Origin of the sequence: Desulfomicrobium escambiense DSM 10707 (assembly GCF_000428825.1) — a bacterium.
GTDB lineage: Bacteria > Desulfobacterota > Desulfovibrionia > Desulfovibrionales > Desulfomicrobiaceae > Desulfomicrobium > Desulfomicrobium escambiense.
Genome location: NZ_AUAR01000009.1, coordinates 81,999 through 98,503, shown reverse-complemented (window position 1 = coordinate 98,503; position 16,505 = coordinate 81,999). Strand labels below are relative to the sequence as shown.

General features: G+C 63.1%; 22 protein-coding genes and 1 pseudogene. All 23 read left to right on the top strand.

Annotated elements, in window-relative coordinates; all coding sequences use genetic code 11:
* The first annotated feature begins 9 nt into the window (after positions 1-9).
* The gene (locus tag G394_RS0109905) at positions 10-372 is read left to right on the top strand and encodes a hypothetical protein (protein ID WP_028577517.1); all 363 of its coding nucleotides are present in this window, start codon (positions 10-12) and stop codon (positions 370-372) included.
* Positions 373-390: 18 nt separating this feature from the next.
* A complete protein-coding gene (locus G394_RS0109900; protein ID WP_011366969.1) occupies positions 391-1,254 on the top strand; it encodes an HK97-fold major capsid protein in 864 nt (287 codons plus the stop codon).
* Positions 1,255-1,272: 18 nt separating this feature from the next.
* Entirely contained in the window at positions 1,273-1,632 is a 360-nt protein-coding gene (locus G394_RS0109895; protein WP_013258624.1) for a hypothetical protein, read from the top strand.
* Positions 1,619-2,083, top strand: coding sequence for a hypothetical protein (locus G394_RS0109890; protein WP_028577516.1), 465 nt, complete (start codon positions 1,619-1,621; stop codon positions 2,081-2,083). The genes G394_RS0109895 and G394_RS0109890 overlap by 14 nt, the downstream gene beginning before the upstream one ends.
* A complete protein-coding gene (locus G394_RS0109885) occupies positions 2,070-2,429 on the top strand; it encodes a hypothetical protein (protein WP_028577515.1) in 360 nt (119 codons plus the stop codon). The genes G394_RS0109890 and G394_RS0109885 overlap by 14 nt, the downstream gene beginning before the upstream one ends.
* Complete coding sequence (locus G394_RS0109880) at positions 2,419-2,904, top strand: phage virion morphogenesis protein (RefSeq protein WP_028577514.1); 486 nt, start codon at positions 2,419-2,421, stop codon at positions 2,902-2,904. Before G394_RS0109885 ends, G394_RS0109880 begins: the two co-directional genes overlap by 11 nt.
* A 59-nt stretch (positions 2,905-2,963) precedes the next feature.
* Positions 2,964-3,512 carry a hypothetical protein gene (locus tag G394_RS0109875; RefSeq protein ID WP_028577513.1) on the top strand — a complete coding sequence of 183 codons (549 nt, stop codon included), beginning with the start codon at positions 2,964-2,966 and terminating at the stop codon, positions 3,510-3,512.
* A gap of 12 nt (positions 3,513-3,524) precedes the next feature.
* A complete protein-coding gene (locus G394_RS0109870) occupies positions 3,525-3,782 on the top strand; it encodes a hypothetical protein (RefSeq protein ID WP_028577512.1) in 258 nt (85 codons plus the stop codon).
* A 2-nt stretch (positions 3,783-3,784) separates the two neighbouring features.
* Positions 3,785-5,314, top strand: coding sequence for a phage tail sheath C-terminal domain-containing protein (locus G394_RS0109865; protein WP_028577511.1), 1,530 nt, complete (start codon positions 3,785-3,787; stop codon positions 5,312-5,314).
* 30 nt (positions 5,315-5,344) lie between these two features.
* A complete protein-coding gene (locus tag G394_RS0109860; protein WP_225940361.1) occupies positions 5,345-5,791 on the top strand; it encodes a phage tail protein in 447 nt (148 codons plus the stop codon).
* Between the two features lie 15 nt (positions 5,792-5,806).
* Positions 5,807-6,484 (top strand): T4 family baseplate hub assembly chaperone, encoded by a 678-nt coding sequence (locus G394_RS0109855; protein ID WP_028577510.1) that lies wholly within the window; start codon positions 5,807-5,809, stop codon positions 6,482-6,484.
* Between the two features lie 143 nt (positions 6,485-6,627).
* Positions 6,628-7,500, top strand: a pseudogene (locus tag G394_RS21835) (phage tail tape measure protein); the annotation flags it as partial.
* Positions 7,501-10,271: 2,771 nt separating this feature from the next.
* A complete protein-coding gene (locus G394_RS0109845; RefSeq protein WP_028577508.1) occupies positions 10,272-10,583 on the top strand; it encodes a DUF7768 domain-containing protein in 312 nt (103 codons plus the stop codon).
* A gap of 3 nt (positions 10,584-10,586) precedes the next feature.
* On the top strand, positions 10,587-11,057 hold the full coding sequence (locus G394_RS0109840; protein WP_011366981.1) for a CIS tube protein: 471 nt from the start codon (positions 10,587-10,589) through the stop codon (positions 11,055-11,057).
* On the top strand, positions 11,054-11,344 hold the full coding sequence (locus G394_RS0109835) for a LysM peptidoglycan-binding domain-containing protein (RefSeq protein WP_028577507.1): 291 nt from the start codon (positions 11,054-11,056) through the stop codon (positions 11,342-11,344). The genes G394_RS0109840 and G394_RS0109835 overlap by 4 nt, the downstream gene beginning before the upstream one ends.
* Positions 11,345-11,410: 66 nt before the next feature.
* Positions 11,411-12,694 carry a phage late control D family protein gene (locus tag G394_RS0109830; protein WP_028577506.1) on the top strand — a complete coding sequence of 428 codons (1,284 nt, stop codon included), beginning with the start codon at positions 11,411-11,413 and terminating at the stop codon, positions 12,692-12,694.
* A complete protein-coding gene (locus G394_RS0109825; RefSeq protein ID WP_028577505.1) occupies positions 12,687-13,061 on the top strand; it encodes a YcbK family protein in 375 nt (124 codons plus the stop codon). The genes G394_RS0109830 and G394_RS0109825 overlap by 8 nt, the downstream gene beginning before the upstream one ends.
* A complete protein-coding gene (locus tag G394_RS0109820; RefSeq protein WP_028577504.1) occupies positions 13,058-13,477 on the top strand; it encodes a DUF1353 domain-containing protein in 420 nt (139 codons plus the stop codon). The genes G394_RS0109825 and G394_RS0109820 overlap by 4 nt, the downstream gene beginning before the upstream one ends.
* Complete coding sequence (locus G394_RS0109815; RefSeq protein WP_028577503.1) at positions 13,470-14,519, top strand: phage baseplate assembly protein V; 1,050 nt, start codon at positions 13,470-13,472, stop codon at positions 14,517-14,519. Before G394_RS0109820 ends, G394_RS0109815 begins: the two co-directional genes overlap by 8 nt.
* A gap of 13 nt (positions 14,520-14,532) precedes the next feature.
* A complete protein-coding gene (locus G394_RS0109810) occupies positions 14,533-14,907 on the top strand; it encodes a hypothetical protein (RefSeq protein WP_015721232.1) in 375 nt (124 codons plus the stop codon).
* Positions 14,904-15,167, top strand: a complete 264-nt coding sequence (locus G394_RS0109805) for a PAAR domain-containing protein (RefSeq protein WP_013258605.1) — start codon at positions 14,904-14,906, stop codon at positions 15,165-15,167. Before G394_RS0109810 ends, G394_RS0109805 begins: the two co-directional genes overlap by 4 nt.
* Positions 15,168-15,177: 10 nt before the next feature.
* Positions 15,178-15,486, top strand: coding sequence for a hypothetical protein (locus G394_RS0109800; RefSeq protein WP_020886740.1), 309 nt, complete (start codon positions 15,178-15,180; stop codon positions 15,484-15,486).
* Positions 15,483-16,493 carry a carboxypeptidase regulatory-like domain-containing protein gene (locus tag G394_RS0109795; protein WP_028577502.1) on the top strand — a complete coding sequence of 337 codons (1,011 nt, stop codon included), beginning with the start codon at positions 15,483-15,485 and terminating at the stop codon, positions 16,491-16,493. Before G394_RS0109800 ends, G394_RS0109795 begins: the two co-directional genes overlap by 4 nt.
* The last annotated feature ends 12 nt before the right edge of the window (positions 16,494-16,505 follow it).

Here is a 16,505-nt window from a genome sequence, read left to right as displayed (position 1 = left end):
GGAAACACCATGTCATTTATCAATCCGTGTCACCGCAGCCTCGCCTATGGCGACGGCCACATCCAGGGCGACGGCCAGCTTGGCCAGGTGGTCCGCATGGTCGGCGACGACCTGTTCGCCGTCAACACCGATCCCACCAAGCGCTCCTTCGGCATCCTGATCAAGGACTACGCCGGTGGCGAAATGCCCGGCATCTACTGTGACGGCGGCGTCTACGAGACCGACGCCTTCGAAGGGACCGTCGTCGCCGGAGACGACCTAAAAGTTTCGGCGGGCGGTCGTCTGACCAACGGCGTCGCGGCCGGAGAGCACGTCGTCGCCCACGCCATTTCCGTACAGAGCGGCGTCCTCAAATTCCGCCTACTCGTCTAACCCAAGGAGCCAACGCACATGAAAACCAATCAGTTGAAGATCCACTCCCAGGAGTACATGGAAACCATGGCGCGGCTCATGAGCGAGGCTCTCGAGTCGCCCGAAGGCATGCGGGCGCTTGCCGCCGCCATTGCCGCGCCCATCGAACAGGAGATCAAGCGCAAGGAGATCTCCTCGCTGCTGCTCACCAAGCACACGCTGCCCAAGGGCGAACGTCCGGTTTACCAGAAGAAACCGACCGTCAAGGCCCACTGGATCAGCAAGGACGGCGACGCCCAGGAGCAGGAGGTGGGCAAGGACGAAGTCGAGTTCCCCACCAACCGCATCCACTCCAATCCGATGGTGGACGTGTCCGTCCTCAAGAACGGCAACATCGGCACGCTGATGGACATCCAGACCAGCGCCGCCGACGCCATCCGCAAGGAGATGGACCGCCGCACCATCTCGGTGCTCTCCTCGGCCATCCCGGCGACCAACACCATCGAGGTCACCGGCGACCTGCTCACCGAAGAGGCGCTGAACGAGGCCATCTCGATCATCGAGGACCTGGAGCTGTCGGTGAAGTACATCGTCATGCGCGGCCGCCGGTTCAACGACATGCGCGGCTGGAACCTCGATCCCCAGACCAAGCTCGAGCTGCGCCAGAAGGGTGTCATCAAGAACTACGGCACCGGCGGCATTCTGCTGACCGCCTCCATGCCGCTGGACGAGATCATCATCGTCCCGGATGAAGAGGTCGGAAAGATGCCGGTGCGCGAAAACCTGAAGACGGAGTCCATCGATCAGAAGACCCGCTTCAAGACCGGCTGGCTGGTGTGGTCCGAAATCGGCCAGGGCATTACCCGCCCTGACATCATGGCCAAGGTCAAACTGGTTCCGTAATCCGGGAGGTGACGTGAGATGAATCGAATCAAGAACATCCGTCCCGGCGTTCTGGTGATCCCCGACGCCGGGCTGAAACTCAAGCCCGGCCAGGTGGTCGAGGTGGAACGCCTCACCAAGCAGATCCAGGCGGCGCTCAAGAACGGCCGCCTGGCCATGGCCGACAAACCGAAGCAGGAACCGCTCGCCCCTCCAGAGCCCGACCAGGACGCGGAACCGGTGGACCTGAGCAAGCTCTCCGCCACCGACGCCATCTCCAGGGTCAACGAGGAGGCCAATCCTGAGACCCTCAAAGGCTACATGGACACAGAGAAACGCCGCACGGTGATCGACGCGCTCAAGAGCCGTCTGGAGGGCCTGCAAGGTGCTGCTGAGTGACCTGATCGCCGACCTGCGGCTCGACCTGTCCGATCCGGGCGCATCTCTCTTCGAGGACCAGACTCTGGAGAGATGCGTCCGGAAAGCCGTTTTCCGGGTCGGCCGTGACCTCGACCAATCGCAGACGGTCACGGCCGGAGAGATCACCCCCGATCCCACCGGCGAGGTCCGCGAGCTCCTGGTGATCATGGCGCAGATCCACGCCTGCCAGGTCATGCGTTCGGCCACCGCCAACGCCTTCTCCTTTTCCAGTGGCGACAAGCGGGTGGATAAAACCGGCCAGCCCGGCCACTGGGCCAAGCTCGAGGCCGATCTGCTCGCCGACTACCGCCAGCGGCTCACCGAGCTGCGTCCGGCCACCCAGCTCGACCAGGAAGCCTACATCCTGACCCCGAGCGGCCTCACTCCGGTCATCTACGAACAAGGGATCGATCTCGATGTTGTTGAATGACCGGGAACGCGCCGAAGCCGTGGCCGATGTCGCCCGGCTGATCCTCTCCTCGGGCCAGACCGCACGCATCTTGCGCGTGGTTCCCGGCGAGCGGCTCTACGGCACCGACGATGCCGAATACACGGAAATCTCCGTCATCCCCCTCGAACTGAACGAAACCCCGCCGGAGGAGCTGAGCGGCAAGATCGACGCGCTCGCCTGTGTCCTTCCGGATGCCGATGTCCGGGGTGAAGACCGCCTGGCCGCAGACAGGGAAACCTATCGCATACAGAGTGTGGAAGAAGAACACTTCTTCGGCACCGTCACTCATAAGAACCTGCAACTGGTGAAGCTCAATGGGCGTTAGGCGGACCGGTGACTGGGACAAGGCCCGCGCCAAGCTGACCACCGGCATGGGGCCACGCCTGGCCACGGCCCTGCGTCAGGCCACGATCCGCAACGCCCTTTTTCTGGTGCGCGAGATCCAGCGGGGGATTCGCTCCCAGGCCCCGGGCGGACAGGCCTTCGTGAAACTCGCCGAGAGCACCACCCTGCGCAAAGGCTCAAGCAAGGCGCTCATCGACACCGGCTTTCTCGTCAACGCCATCACCCAGAAGATCATGGCCGACAAGGCGTTCGTCGGCCTGCTGCGCGGCACCGTCAACAAGGACGGGGAAGACATGGTGAACATCGGTGCCGTCATGGAGTACGGGGCCACCATCAAACATCCGAACGGCGCGACCATCATCATCCCCGCCAGACCCTTTCTGCATCCGGTGATGGATAAGTACCGCGAGCAGATCCTCCAGAACTATCGCGAGGCGATCCGCTCCGCGCTTTGAGCCTCCGACACATCGCCAGCGCTTCCGGTAAGTAACCAGGCAGAAAACGGAGGCGTCCTTTGAGCACGATACAGACCGTCACAGAAACCCTGATCCGCCTGGCCAAGCAGGCCATCCACTCGGACACCGTGCTGGTGTTCCCGGATGACCTGTTCGAGGTCCAGCGCACCCCCAGCGTCATCCTCCAGGGGCCGAAGCTGACGGAAGACCGTTTCCGTCGCAGCCAGAGCCGCCTGTTCGAGAAGAATGTCGCGGAGCTGAGTTTCGAGGAGTGCCGGTTTCCCCGGCTCTATCACCTCGATTTCGATCTGGTGGTAACCGTGGATCGGGAGGCCGAACTGCTCGGTTTTCACGAATCGGTGTCGCGGTTCCTCCAGCTTCACCCGGAGATCGCCATCGTCGACCAGGGCAGCCTGAACCTTACCGAACTGGTTCCTCTGGGCGGCCTGGCCCGGGTGAACCTCTCCAACCTCCGGCAAAGCTCCGGACGCATCCGCATCGAATCCTGCCCGGTGTACGACGGCGACCTGCGCGACGGTCGGCTGATCCGGGACCGGACCTTCCAGTTTCACGGCGACGTGACAGAGCAACGAACCATTCAACCGTAAAGGAGAACAACCGTGATCGAGATCAGAAACCTGCAGTTCCAACCCCTGACGTTCAACCTCTCCGGCCAGGGAACCCTTCACCTCGGGCCGCGAGAACGCAAGAGCATCGCCCGCAAGGACCTCTCCGCCGAGATCAAGACCGCCGGAAAACGCGGCCTGGTGCGCATCACCGACCTGACCGGCGGCGCGGAACCGGAACCGGAAAAGCCCACGGCAACCGATGACGCCGCAGCCGATGAGGCCAAGACCACCAGCAAGCGGAGGAAATAACCATGCCGACCTATCTATCGCCCGGGATTTACACCCGGGAAACGGACTTCAGTTTCTATGTGAAGCAGATCTCGACCTCGTCGGCTGCCATGGTCGGAGTGGCCGAGAAAGGCCCGATCAACAAGCCTGTGCTGGTGACGAGCTGGGAACAGTTTATCAACCGTTTCGGCTCCTATATCAACGAAAGCTATCTGGCCTACGCCGCACGGGCGTTTTTCGACAACGGCGGGTCGGTCCTCTACGTCACCCGCATCGCCCATCTCACCGACTCCACCGACCGGGACACCCTGACGGCGCTCAAATCTTCCATCGTGCTGCAGAACCGGGAGGCGACGCCCGCCGACGCCCTGCGGATCGAGGCCGTGAACGAAGGCGTCTGGGGCGACCGACTCTCCATCTCCATCGAGGACGGTTCTCTCGATCCGGCCAACCATTTCAACCTGGTGGTCCGGCACAAAGGCGATGTGGTCGAGGTGTTCAAGGATCTGAGCATGGACGAGACGCTGCCGAACCATGTGGAGCTGGCGATCAACGACCGCTCGGATTTCATCCTGGTCCAGGATCTGGCCGCAGCAATGGGAACGCCCAGCGACCGTCCGGCATTGGGCGTGTTCACGCTCAGCGGCGGCGACAATGGTCTGACCGATCTGGCCGATGCGGACTTCATCGGCGATCCCTCGCAGCATACCGGCCTCTATGGCTTTGACGAGATCGACGCCCTGAACCTGCTGATGGTCCCCGGCGTCACCACAGTGCCGGTGATCAACGCCGGAATCGCCTATGCCGAGGGGCGCAAGGATCTGCTGTTCATCGCCGACACGCCCATGCACCTGGAGCCGCTCGAAGCGGTCGACTTCCGCAAGGGACAAGGGATGTACAGCCACGCGGCCTTCAACTCCTCCTACGCGGCGCTCTACTACCCCTGGCTGGAGATCAGCGATCCGGTCAACTCGCGCAAGAAGCTGGTGCCGCCCTGCGGCGCGGTGGCGGGATGCATCGCCCGCAGCGACCAGAAGACCAACGTCTGGAACGCGCCCGCCGGTATCGACCGTGGCCGCATCTTCAACACGCTCTCCCTGGCCTACAAGACCAGCCGTGGCGAGCGCGATGTGCTCTATCCGGAAGGGGTCAACGTCATCGCCGTGTTCCCCGACACCGGCATCAACATCTGGGGCCAGAAGACGCTGCAAAGCCAGCCCTCGGCCGTGGACCGCATCAACGTGCGCCGTCTGATGATGTTCATGGAGGAAGCCATCTCGGAATCCTCCCGCTTCGTGGTGTTCGAGCCGAACCATCCCCAGACCTGGCGTGCCCTCGGCCGCCTGATCAACCCCTTCCTGCAGGACATCAAGGACAAGGGTGGCCTCTACGACTTCGCATTCCAGTGCGACGAGGAGACCAATACCCCGGCGGTCATCGACCGCAACGAAATGGTGGCCCGCGTGTTCGTCAAGCCGACCAAGACGGCGGAGTTCATCGAGCTGAACTTCATCCTGACCAGCACCGGCGCGGACTTCAAAGAAATCATCTAACGGGAGAACACGGCTATGAGAAGCGGAAACATGCCCAAGAGCCTTTACCAGAACTGGCAATTCGCCATCGAGGTAAATGGCTTCGACGTGGCCCTGTTCCACAAGGGACAGGAGCCAAAAACAGAATTCGAGGAAGTGGCCTTTGCCCCGGCCGGTTCGATGTTCGACCAAAAGGTGGCAGGGCGGGTCAAGTTCGAGGACATCACCCTCGAGAAAGGCAACCTGCAGGACGGCTCCGACGAGGCGGCCCGCGAATGGATCAAGAAACAGGTGGACGTGAACGCCGTCACCGGCGGTCTTCCGGCCGACTACATGCGCGACATCGACGTTGTCCGCTACGACCGCACCGGCAACGAGACCCGCCGCTGGACCCTGCACGGTGCCTGGGTGAAGGCGCTCGAATACGACGAGCTCGAAGGCGGCAACACCGAGAACACCATCGAGAAGCTCACCATCTGCTTCCAATACTGGACCTAAACCGGAGGATCGACCATGTACAGCTTTGAACTGCCAAGCGGCACTGAACTCGAGCTTCGGGAAATGACCGGGGCCGAGGAAGAACTGCTCACCAACCAGCGCCTGATCCGTTCCGGAGAGGCGATCAACCAGGTGCTCCGCAACTGTTTCGTCCGGCTGGGCGAGAAGACCGATCCCGATCTCGCCGAGGTGATGAACCTGCTCTCGGGTGACCGGCTGTTCGCCCTGGTCCGCCTGCGCCAGATTTCCCTCGGCGACGAGGTGGAGCTGGAGCTGAGCTGCCCGAACAGCTCCTGCCGCATGACCAACTTTGTGACCATCAATCTCGAGGATCTCAAGGTCACCCCCTACGGCGAGGAGCGGGAGTTCGCCTTCAAGCTGCCCGGCTCGAAGAAAACCGTGCGCTTCGGATATCTCGACGGCCACAAGGAAAAGCGCCTGGCCAGCCTGCGTGAGCCCAACATCACCTCGGCCATGCTCATCCGCGTCCTCGACATCGACGGCAAGGCTCCCTCCAAGAAGAGCCTGGCGGAAATGTCGATGCGCGACCGCAACGCGCTGCGGCAGGAGATGTCGCGGGTCGACGCGGGAATCGACACCTCGGTCGAGACCGAATGCGATGGCTGCGGCACCAAGATCCGTACCCGCCTGGAGGCCGAACCGGCTTTTTTGTTCCCCGGAGTTCGCTTGTAAGCGACGCATTCTTTCTCGCTTACGGCGGACTGCACTGGGGCTGGTCGGAAACCCGCTCGCTGCCGCTCAGGGTCCGGCGTCAGTTCGTCGAGGCCCTCGAGCGGCAGCTTGATTTTGAACGTGAGCAAACGGAACGGCGATAGATGAACGGCGATCTCGGACTGGGCATAGTGGTATCGATGAAGGATGCGTTCTCGCAGAACGCGCAGCGCATCCGTGGCTCCATGATGGACCTCGATTCCACCGTGGCGGATGCCAGCGAGCGGATGACCCGCAACCTGGACCGCATCCAGCAAGGGACCATGATGCTCGGGGCGGGACTGGCCCTGATGGCAGTGCCCGCCGCCCTGGTCGCCTCCACCGCCGCGACCCAGAAGGCTCTGGGCGAGCTGGCGTCCCTCGGCGTGCAGGACCTCCGGGCCATCGAGGACGCCGCAGAATCCTTCACCAACCAGTGGTCCGGTGCTGACAAGGCGGCGTTCATCACTGCCACCTACGATGTGAAATCGGCCCTGTCCAACCTCAGCGACGAGGCGGTGGGCGTCTTCACCTCCATGGCCGCCATGACGGCCAAGGCGACCAAGGCCACCACCCAGGAGATGGTCGGCACCTTCACCACGGCCTACGGGATCTTCAAGCCCATCATGGCCGACATGAACGACATGGAATGGGCGACCGCCTTTTCCGGAGCCATGGCGCAGACCGTGGCCTCGTTCAAGACCAACGGCACCCAGATGGCCGACGCCATCAAGAACATCGGCGCGGTGGCTGCCGCGAGCAATATTCCGCTGAACGAGCAGCTCGCCGTGCTCGGCCAGCTCCAGACCACCATGCCCGGCTCAGAGGCGGGCACGCTGTACAAGGCGTTCATCATGAAGGCGGCCGAGGCCGGTGACGAGCTTGGCCTGTCCTTCACCGACACCAGCGGCCGTCTCAAGGGCGTGGTTCCCATCCTGCAGGAGATCAAGCGCCAGTTCCCCGATCTCTCCAACGCCGCCGCCCAGGTGAAGCTGAAGAAGGCCTTCGGCTCCGACGAGGCGGTCAAGTTCCTGCTACAGATGTCGGCGGGCATGGAGAGCCTCGAAGGCAATATCCAGTCGGTGGGCCGGGCCATGAAGACCGGCACGGCGGTCACCGAACAGATGGCCGACGCCATGAACCAGGACATCGGAGCCAGATTTCTGCTCCTGCGCCAGCAGATGGCCAACCTCAGCGAAATCCTGGGACGCACTCTGCTACCGGTGGTCACGCCGGTGATCAACGGCATCTCCCGCTTCATTCTGTTCCTGCAACGCATGGCTAAATCAATGCCGGGCGTGACCCGGGTGGTCCTGGGGCTGTCCATGGCCCTCGGCACCATTCTGGTCGTGGCCGGAGCTGTCACAGCCGCCGTAGGCATGGTGGGACTCATGCTGCCCGCCATCAAGGCCGGATTCGTGGCCATCAGCGCCGCGCTCGCCGGAGTGGGTTCGGCGGTCGCGACCTATTTTCTGCCAGTTACCGCCATCATCGCGGGCGTGATCCTCTCGTTGTATTTGCTCAAACGCGCCTGGGAAACCAACTTCGGCGGCATCCAGGACGTCATCACCGGGGCCTGGAACAAGGTCTCGCTGGTCTTCCGGGGGATCAGGGAGCTTGTGGGCTCGCTCAGCGGCGGTGTCGGACAGATGTCGGCCGAACTGGCCCAGAAGCTCCAATCCGCCGGTCTGCTGGGCTTCGTGGTCACCGTCTTCAAAGCCTATTACCGCGTTCGTGAGGCCATGGCCGGATTGTGGGGCGCTTTTTCCCATGCCTTTGGTCGCATCCGCGCCATCCTCGAACCGACCGTCCGCACCCTGATGAGCGCCTATGCGGCGCTGGCCAGCGCGGTCTTTTCGGTGGTGGAGATCTTCGGCGTGGCCGCCAGCGCCACCGACGGCTCGTCCTGGCGCACCTTCGGCACGGTTATCGGCACCGTCGCCGGTGTGCTTCTGCAGGGGTTGGCGTTCGCCCTGAAGATCGTGGCCTGGAACCTGTCGCTCATCGTCCGAGCCCTGGCGGTGGTGGTGCGCAGCGTGGTCTGGGTCGGCAAGGTCATCGTCGGGTCCCTGTTCGGAGCGGCCAAGTTTATCTACAAGTTCCTGTTGCCCGTGCGCATGATCGGCGAGGCCTTCGTGGCCGCCGGAAAGATCGTCTATGCGGTCTGGCAGGTGCTGACCGGCGACATTTCCCTGCTGGACGGTCTCAAGGCCATCGGCGGCGCGGTCTACGATTTTGTTGCCACCCCGTTCCGCTGGGCGCGGGATGTGGTGGTCGGTGTCTGGAATTTCATTTCCGGGATATTCACCTCCATCGGACGCCTGGTGGCTGACGCCGCCGGACAGATCGGCCAAGCGATTCTGAATCTGCCGATCATCAGCACCCTGCGGGATCTGTTTGCCACCGTGCGCTCCTTCTTCGCCGGGGATACCACCTTTTTCGAGGCGGGCAAGAAGCTACTGATCACCCTTGGCGAAGGGATCTGGTCGGCGGTGACCTATCCCTTCACCATGCTCAAGAACGCTTTGGGCAAGCTGCGCAATCTGCTGCCGTTCTCCGATGCCCGTGAGGGACCGCTCGCCAGCCTGACCGCCTCCGGTTCCGCGCTGCTCAAGACCCTCGCCGACGGCATGAGCCTTACCCAGTCGCTGCCCGCGAAAGTGTTCGGCATCGCCGCTCGCGGGATTCTCACAGCCGCTGCGGGAGCCTGGCAGCAGATCAAGACGGCGGGCGGCAATCTCATGGACGCCGCCTCGGCTCCCTTCCGCATGGCTGGAAAACTCTGGGATGGGTTGACCTCCGGGGCTCAAACCGTCGCGGCCAAGGCCGGTGCCATCTTCGGCGGTCTCAAACAATCCCTGTTTGGCGACACGCCCGTACTGGCGCTCAAACCGCCCCAGGTCAATGCCTGGGACGCGCTGGCCACGGGAGCCGTCAATATCCGCGACCGGATCGTTGCCACACTGTCGGCCGTTCCCGGCGCTGTCGGTCGAATCTTTACCAACGCCGGTGCCGAGGGGCAAACCCTCTGGCAGAGGCTTTCGAGCGGCGCGAGCGCGGGCATTCAGGCGATCAAGGATAGAAGCGCCGGGATCGCCAATGGTTTGCTCTCCTCCGCTCGCGCCATGCTGGGAGTCCAGCCCCCGATTCCGCAGGTGGCCGAGCGGAAGCAACCACTCGGGACCGAGCCGCCCGCCGAATCGATTGGGCAACGCATCATCGAAAGTGTACTCAGTCTCGTGCCGCGTCTGGACGAGCGCTTGGTGCCCAAGGCCCTGAGCGCCATGCTGATGCTCCAGCCGGTCATGGCCACTGCCGCGCCGCCTCCGCAACCGATGAACGGCATCGTGCAGACCGTCGCAGCGGCCGTCGAGCCGGTAAGTAAGAGCTATATCCAGCCGTTCGCGGTGGAACCGGCACTGGAAAACGGAGATGCCTCTCTGGCTCCGGCCGGGATCGAGCGGCCCAAGACAACCGCGCCGACTCCGATAGCGAAGCCCCTGCAATCGGGACTCGCCGAGACGGTGCCTTCCGAGCGGTTGATCGCTCCGGCTCGCACCGCTCCCGCGACACCCATGCGCGGAGAGGAAGCCGGTCCGGGGCTGCGCGAACTGCTGGAATCCTTGCTCTCGCGCCTCGATGGCTTGGCCGACCGCCCGGTGGAACTCAGCGTGACCACCAACATCGATGGCCGGAAGGTGGCCGAGGCCGTCTACAAGGATCTTCGGGAGCGGAAGATCAGAAACTACGAAACCCTTTGAGAGAACCGATGAAACGCATCTTTGTCTGCAGCCCGTTCGCGGGCGACATAGCCCGAAACGTCAAGGTCGCCGAGGCACTTTGCCGCCAGGTCATGAGAAGCGGTCACGCGCCGTTCGCGCCGCATCTGCTGTATCCGACCTTCACCGACGACAGCGTTCCCGAGCAGCGGGAGACGGGCATCGCCTGCGGCCTGGCCTACATGGAATGTTGCGACGAGGTGTGGGCGTTCACCGGCAACGGCATTTCCAACGGCATGCGGCGGGAACTCGACCGGGCCGGACAACTGGGCAAACCGATCCTCGAGATCGTCGAGATGTAAGCAATGGCCTGGGATCAACAACCCATCAAGGGATATCTGGTGGACGCCGACACGGGGGAGCGGCTCGAATTCCAGTACAACCCCAACTCCATCAGCGACGAGAAGTCGACCGACTACGCGACGATCAAGATCCCCGGTATGAGCCACCCGCGCTACCAATACGTCGCCGGGGAACCGCGCCGGATCGCCTTCAAGGTCGAGCTGTTCAAGGGGCCGGTGAAACAGAAGGTCGACTGGCTCCGCTCGCTGCAATATCCGGAACACGCCGGAACCATGCTCAAGAACGCGCCGCACCGCGTACTGCTGATTTTCGGCGATCTCTACCCGGGCGTGACCTGCATCGTCCGTCAGGTGAAGGCGCGGTTCTTCGGCCTGTTCGACCGGGACAACCTGCTGCCGCAACGGGCCGAGGTGGACATCGTCCTCGAGGAATACGTGGACCGTTCCATCAACTGGTCGGAGGTACGTTCATGATCAGCCGTGATTCCCGCTACGCCCGCTGCGTTCTCTACCGGGACAGCGACGGCACCTCCCTCGGCATGCGCCAGCGGATCGACACTACTCCGAGATATGACGACCGCCTGCACACCGTGGTTGAGGGCGACCGTCTGGATCTGCTCGCGCACCGCTATCTGGGTGACGCCCGGCTCTGGTGGATCATCTGCGACTACAACGACATCTTTTTCCCGTTGGCGCTCGAGCCCGGCTTGGCGCTGCGAATTCCCTCCCGCGAACACGTTCAGATGCGCCTGCTCGACTGAGACCTCCGACACCTCGCCATGCCTTCCGGTAAGTAAGCAGGGAACTGCGAACCGCCGGAGATACGCATGGATCTGGATACCTTCAAACCGACATTTCTGATTCAGATCGAGGGGCAAGACCTCTCGAAGGACATCACCCAAGAGATCACCTCGTTCATATTCACCGACAACGAGGAGGAGCTGGATGTCCTCGAACTGTCGGTGACCGACCGCAACCTGCAGTTCGTCGACGATCCGCTGTTCCAGGAAGGCAACGAGATCGTGGCCCGCTTCGGCTACGTGGGGAACCTCTCTCCGCGCAAGAAGGCGGTCATCAAGGACATCGATTACGACTTCCCGGAAAACGGCGATCCAACTATCCGCATCAAGGCCTACGACAAGGGCTTCAAACTGGCGGGCAAGGAGAACCAAAAAGTCTGGCAGAAACCCGCTCCAGGCATCCTCTATTCGGAAATCGCCGAACAGATCGCCGCCGCCAACGGCCTCACGCCAGTGGTCACGGCCACCAAGGGAACCCATCTCCGCGTTACCCAGAGCAACATCTCGGACGCCCAGTTCCTCAAGGAGCTGGCGGAAAAGGCCCGCGACCGCGATGGCGACGGCATGAGCGGCTATGTCTTCTACATCCAGGACGACGAACTCCATTTCCACCCCCGCGAGCTCGACCAGACGCCGCTTCTGACCCTCGAATATTTCACCGACACCAAGGGCCTGTTGCGCTCGTTCCGCCCCAGCACCCAATCCCAGGGAGCCAAGGGCGCGGGTGTCGAAACCAAGACGGTCGGCGTCGACCCGCGCAAGAAGGACGTGGTCGAGCACAAGGCCAACAACGCCACCACCCCCGAGCGGACGGCCCTGGGCAAGCAGACTTATCTGGTCGACGGCAACACCGGCGAAGGCAGCTTCAAGGAACAGGAGACGGGGCAAATCGTGCCCAGCTTCGACCGTTCCGAAGGCTTTCACGAAGAGCCGCGCCAGGAGCCCGCCCAGGACAGCGCCGAAGGCAAATTCCGCGAGGCCGAGCTGCGCCAGGTCGAGGCGGATGCGGCCACCATCGGTATTCCCCAGCTACGCGCCAAGAAGAACGTCGATATCAAGGGCGTGGGACGGAAGTTTTCCGGCATCTATTACTGCCACTCGGTGCGCCACAGCATCAGCGGCGCTGGCTATCTCTGCGAACTCAAACTCAAGAAGAACGCCCTCGGCAAGGGCGCGGGCGACAAGTCCGCCGAGTCCCAGGGCAAACCCAACGACAAGGAGGCCCCGCCCACGCCGCAAAACGAGCCGCCAGCCATGGTGACCATCGACGCGGATTCCGGCGCGGTCACACAAGGAGGCGGCAATGGGTGATCTCAGCAAGAATTTCAACCGTTCGGAATTCGCCTGCAAGGGCAAGAACTGCTGCGGCCATTCGGCTGCGGTCCATCCCGACCTGGTCGACGCCCTGCAGGCTTTGCGCGACCACATCGGCAAACCGCTGTCCATCACCAGCGGCTTCCGTTGCAACCGGCACAATAAGGCGGTGGGTGGCGCGGAGCAGAGTTTCCACACGCTGGGCATGGCGGCCGACGTGAGCTGTCCCGCAGGCGTTTCGCCCGAGGAACTGGCGGTCATCGCCGAGGAAATTCCGCTCTTCCGCGAGGGCGGCATCGGCGTCTATGCCTCCTGGGTCCATCTCGACGTGCGCCAGTCGGGCAAGGCGAGGTGGCGGTCATGAGCGCCGAAACCAAGACCCAGTTTTCCGGCACCGCGCTGGGTCTCTCCGGGCCGCTTCGGGTGGAGATACTTCCCAATGGAATGACCGCCAGGCTGACTCAGCCGTTCCGTGTCCGTACCGGCGCTGGCCGCATCATCGAAGTGCCCGCCGGGTTCGAGACCGACTTCGCCTCGGTGCCGCGCCTGTTCTGGCGCGTGGTGCCGCCCTGGGGGAGATATTCCCCGGCGGCCGTCGTTCACGACTACCTCTACCACACCGGCAAGGTCTCGCGGCTTGCTGCCGACCGCGTCTTTCTCGAACTGATGGCGGCCCTGGGCGTGCCTCTGTGGAAAAGACAGGTCATGTATTGGGCGGTTCGCCTTGGCGGCTGGCTGGCCTGGGACACCAGTCGAAAACGGGAGACGGAGCATGCTTGAAACCCGCGACCGTCAATCCGAGGAGCGCTACCGCAACCGCTGGTACGGCAAGTACCGGGCCTTCGTGCGCGACAACAACGATCCCGAACGCCTCGGCCGGGTCCGGCTGGAGATCCCCGCCGTGCTCGGCAGCGGGCGGGAGAACTGGTCCGAATGGGCCGCTCCCTGTTTCCCCTACGGCGGCAACGACGACACCGGCATGTTCCTGATCCCCGAGGAAGGTGCCTCGGTCTGGGCCGAGTTCGAGGGCGGCGTCGTCCAGTATCCGATCTGGACCGGGGTCTGGCTGGCCAAGAGCAATCCCGGCGAACAGCCCGAGGAATCCAAGCGCACCTGCGCGAATGCCTTGTGCCATGACTGCGAGGACAAGGTCGAGCATCAGGTCAACCGGCATGACGATCTCGAACACAAGAAGTACCACGACCATCCGCCGTATTACTGCCCGCGCCTGAAGGTCCTGCTCAAGACCGAAACCGGCCACACCATCCTGGCCGATGACCGCGACGGCGACGAGCTGCTGCGGATCATCGACCGCGCCGGACAGATCCTCACCATGGAAGGGAAGGTGAAGCCGGAGATGCAGAGCGGCAACGCTCTGCGCCGAGGCACGAAGGACGCTGAGAAAGGCGACCAGCTCGACATCGCCTCGCAGATCGTCGGCTCCCGCGCCCGCATCCAGCTCACCGACCTCTGCCGCCAGCAGGTGATCCTCGAAGCCTGGCAGGACAAGGAGAAGGTCCACATCCTCTCGTGCGACAAGGGCCGCTCCCGCTGGCAGAAGATCCTCATCGATACCACCAAGGGTCGGGAGAAGGTTCACATCTGGGGACTCAACGGCACCCAGGAAATCCTCGTCGATTCCACCGCCGCCGCCGAACAGATCCGGCTGACTGACAAGGCCGGTCAGGTGGTGCGCATGAACGCCGCGCCCGGCCAGGAGAGCATCAGCGCCACCGACAAGTCCGGCAGCCTCGTGTTCATGGATGGGGTGGCTGGAAACATCATCATTCGCTCGACGAACACCGTCTTGATCAACACCTGAAGGGAAGCATCGCATGGGAGAAAGAACAACAACGCCCTCCGGACTTTCGGCCAGCGAGGAATTGCTGGCCCGGACCTTCGATCATTGGCGGGAGGAATTCCGCAGCATCCTCGAAAGTCACCGCCGGGAAATCCAGGACCGCCTCGAGAAGATCGAGCGTGAAATCGAGAAGAAATCGGACAAGGAAAACGTCGAGGTGCTGGTCCGCTCGATTTATTCCGATCTGCACCGACACGCCGAGGAGATCGACCGGCTGCATGCCAGGGTCGGCTCCAAGATGGGGACCGAGACCATGTGGAAGATCGTCGGCCTGGTGTTGACCATCGGCAGCACCATCGGCGGACTCGTCGGCTTTCTGATCCATCTGCTGCTGAAAGTGAACCCATGAGTTCCCAGGCGCGACTCGGCGACATCAGCAGCCACGGTGGCGTCATCATCACCGGGGCAAGCCGAACGCTGGACAACGGCATGCCCGTGGCCCGCATGGGGGACCTGCACGTCTGTCCCATCCCGGGGCATGGCGTGACGCCCATCGTGACCGGGAGCTTCGACACCATCACCGAAGGATTGCCCAACGCCCGCATCGGCGACATCACCGCCTGCGGAGCCATCATCGTCACTGGCAGTCCCAACACCATCGACAACTGAGGGGGACGCGATGAACAATCTCGAACAGCCGCAGGAACCGCACTACTGGGATGTTTTCCCGAAACTGATCCGGGTCTCGCGATCCCCATTCGTTCAGCGTATTCCGCTCTCGATCCGTGGTCTGCCCGAAGCGCCGGTGTTCGAATCGTCCAATCCCGACGTGGCCAGTGTCGATGAAGACGGCAATGTCGAATGCGGCTTCGTTCCCGGAGCGGCCATGATCCTGGTCTGGGATTCACCCGAGCGGCTCAGCCTGCGGCACGTTCAGGTCGAGGTCTATGGCGGCGGCGTCTCCGCACCGGTGGAGGTCCCTTCATGACGGATGCCCCGGCAGCCTTCAGCCACTGGGAGGTACAGCCTCGCTCCATCCGCCTCTCCGCTGGCGAGTTCGAGCAACGGATTCCGCTCTCCCTGCGCGGCGACGTGGACGCTCCGGTCTTTGCCACCAGCAATCCGGAGGTCGCGGAGATCGGGCCGGACGGTGTCATTCGCTGCGGCTGGACCATCGGCAACGCCGTGCTCATGGTCTGGCGATCCTCGGCCCGGGACAGTCTCCGCCATGTTCTGGTGGAGGTCCGCGATCCGTCCTGGTTCGCCGACCACCCGGACTTTGCCAGCGGAGCCACGGTCTTCCTCAGCGGCATGGTGGTCAACGCCCTCAATACCAGCGGTGTCGGAAACGCGCTGATCGAATTCCGCCGCTCGGAAACCGGCCCGGCGGCGTACCAGACCTTCGCCAACGCCTATGGTGGGTTCGAGCTGTCCGTACCCGAGGGGTTATATTACGTGGAGGTCACCGCGCCGGGATACATCGCCTGGCATGACTGGGTGAATGCCGACCCCAACACCTCCGGCGACATCCAGATCGTTCTCTCGCCCGAGCTCGACGGCCAGGTCGCCCGCATCGTGTTGCAGTGGGGCCTGAATCCCCGGGACCTCGATTCCCATCTCACCGGACCGACGCCATCCGGCGGCAGGTTCCATGTGTTCTATTCCCACACCATCGAAAACGAGGCGGCGGAATTGGACGTTGACGACACCAGTTCCTACGGGCCGGAGACCATCACCATCCATCGGCTCATCCCCGGTGTCTACCGCTACGCGGTCCACGACTACACCAACCGCAACGCCAATCCGAGCACCGGCCTGGCGCAGTCGGGAGCATCGGTGAAAGTGTTCCTGAACGATGGCCGTGAGCAGACCTTCACCGTTCCCAACGCCCCGGGCACGGTCTGGACCGTGTTCGAAATAGACGGTGCGACCGGGACAGTGACGCCGGTCAACGCCATGAGCTATCAATCCCAACCAGCCAATGTCGGCATGTAATGGAGGTTGTCC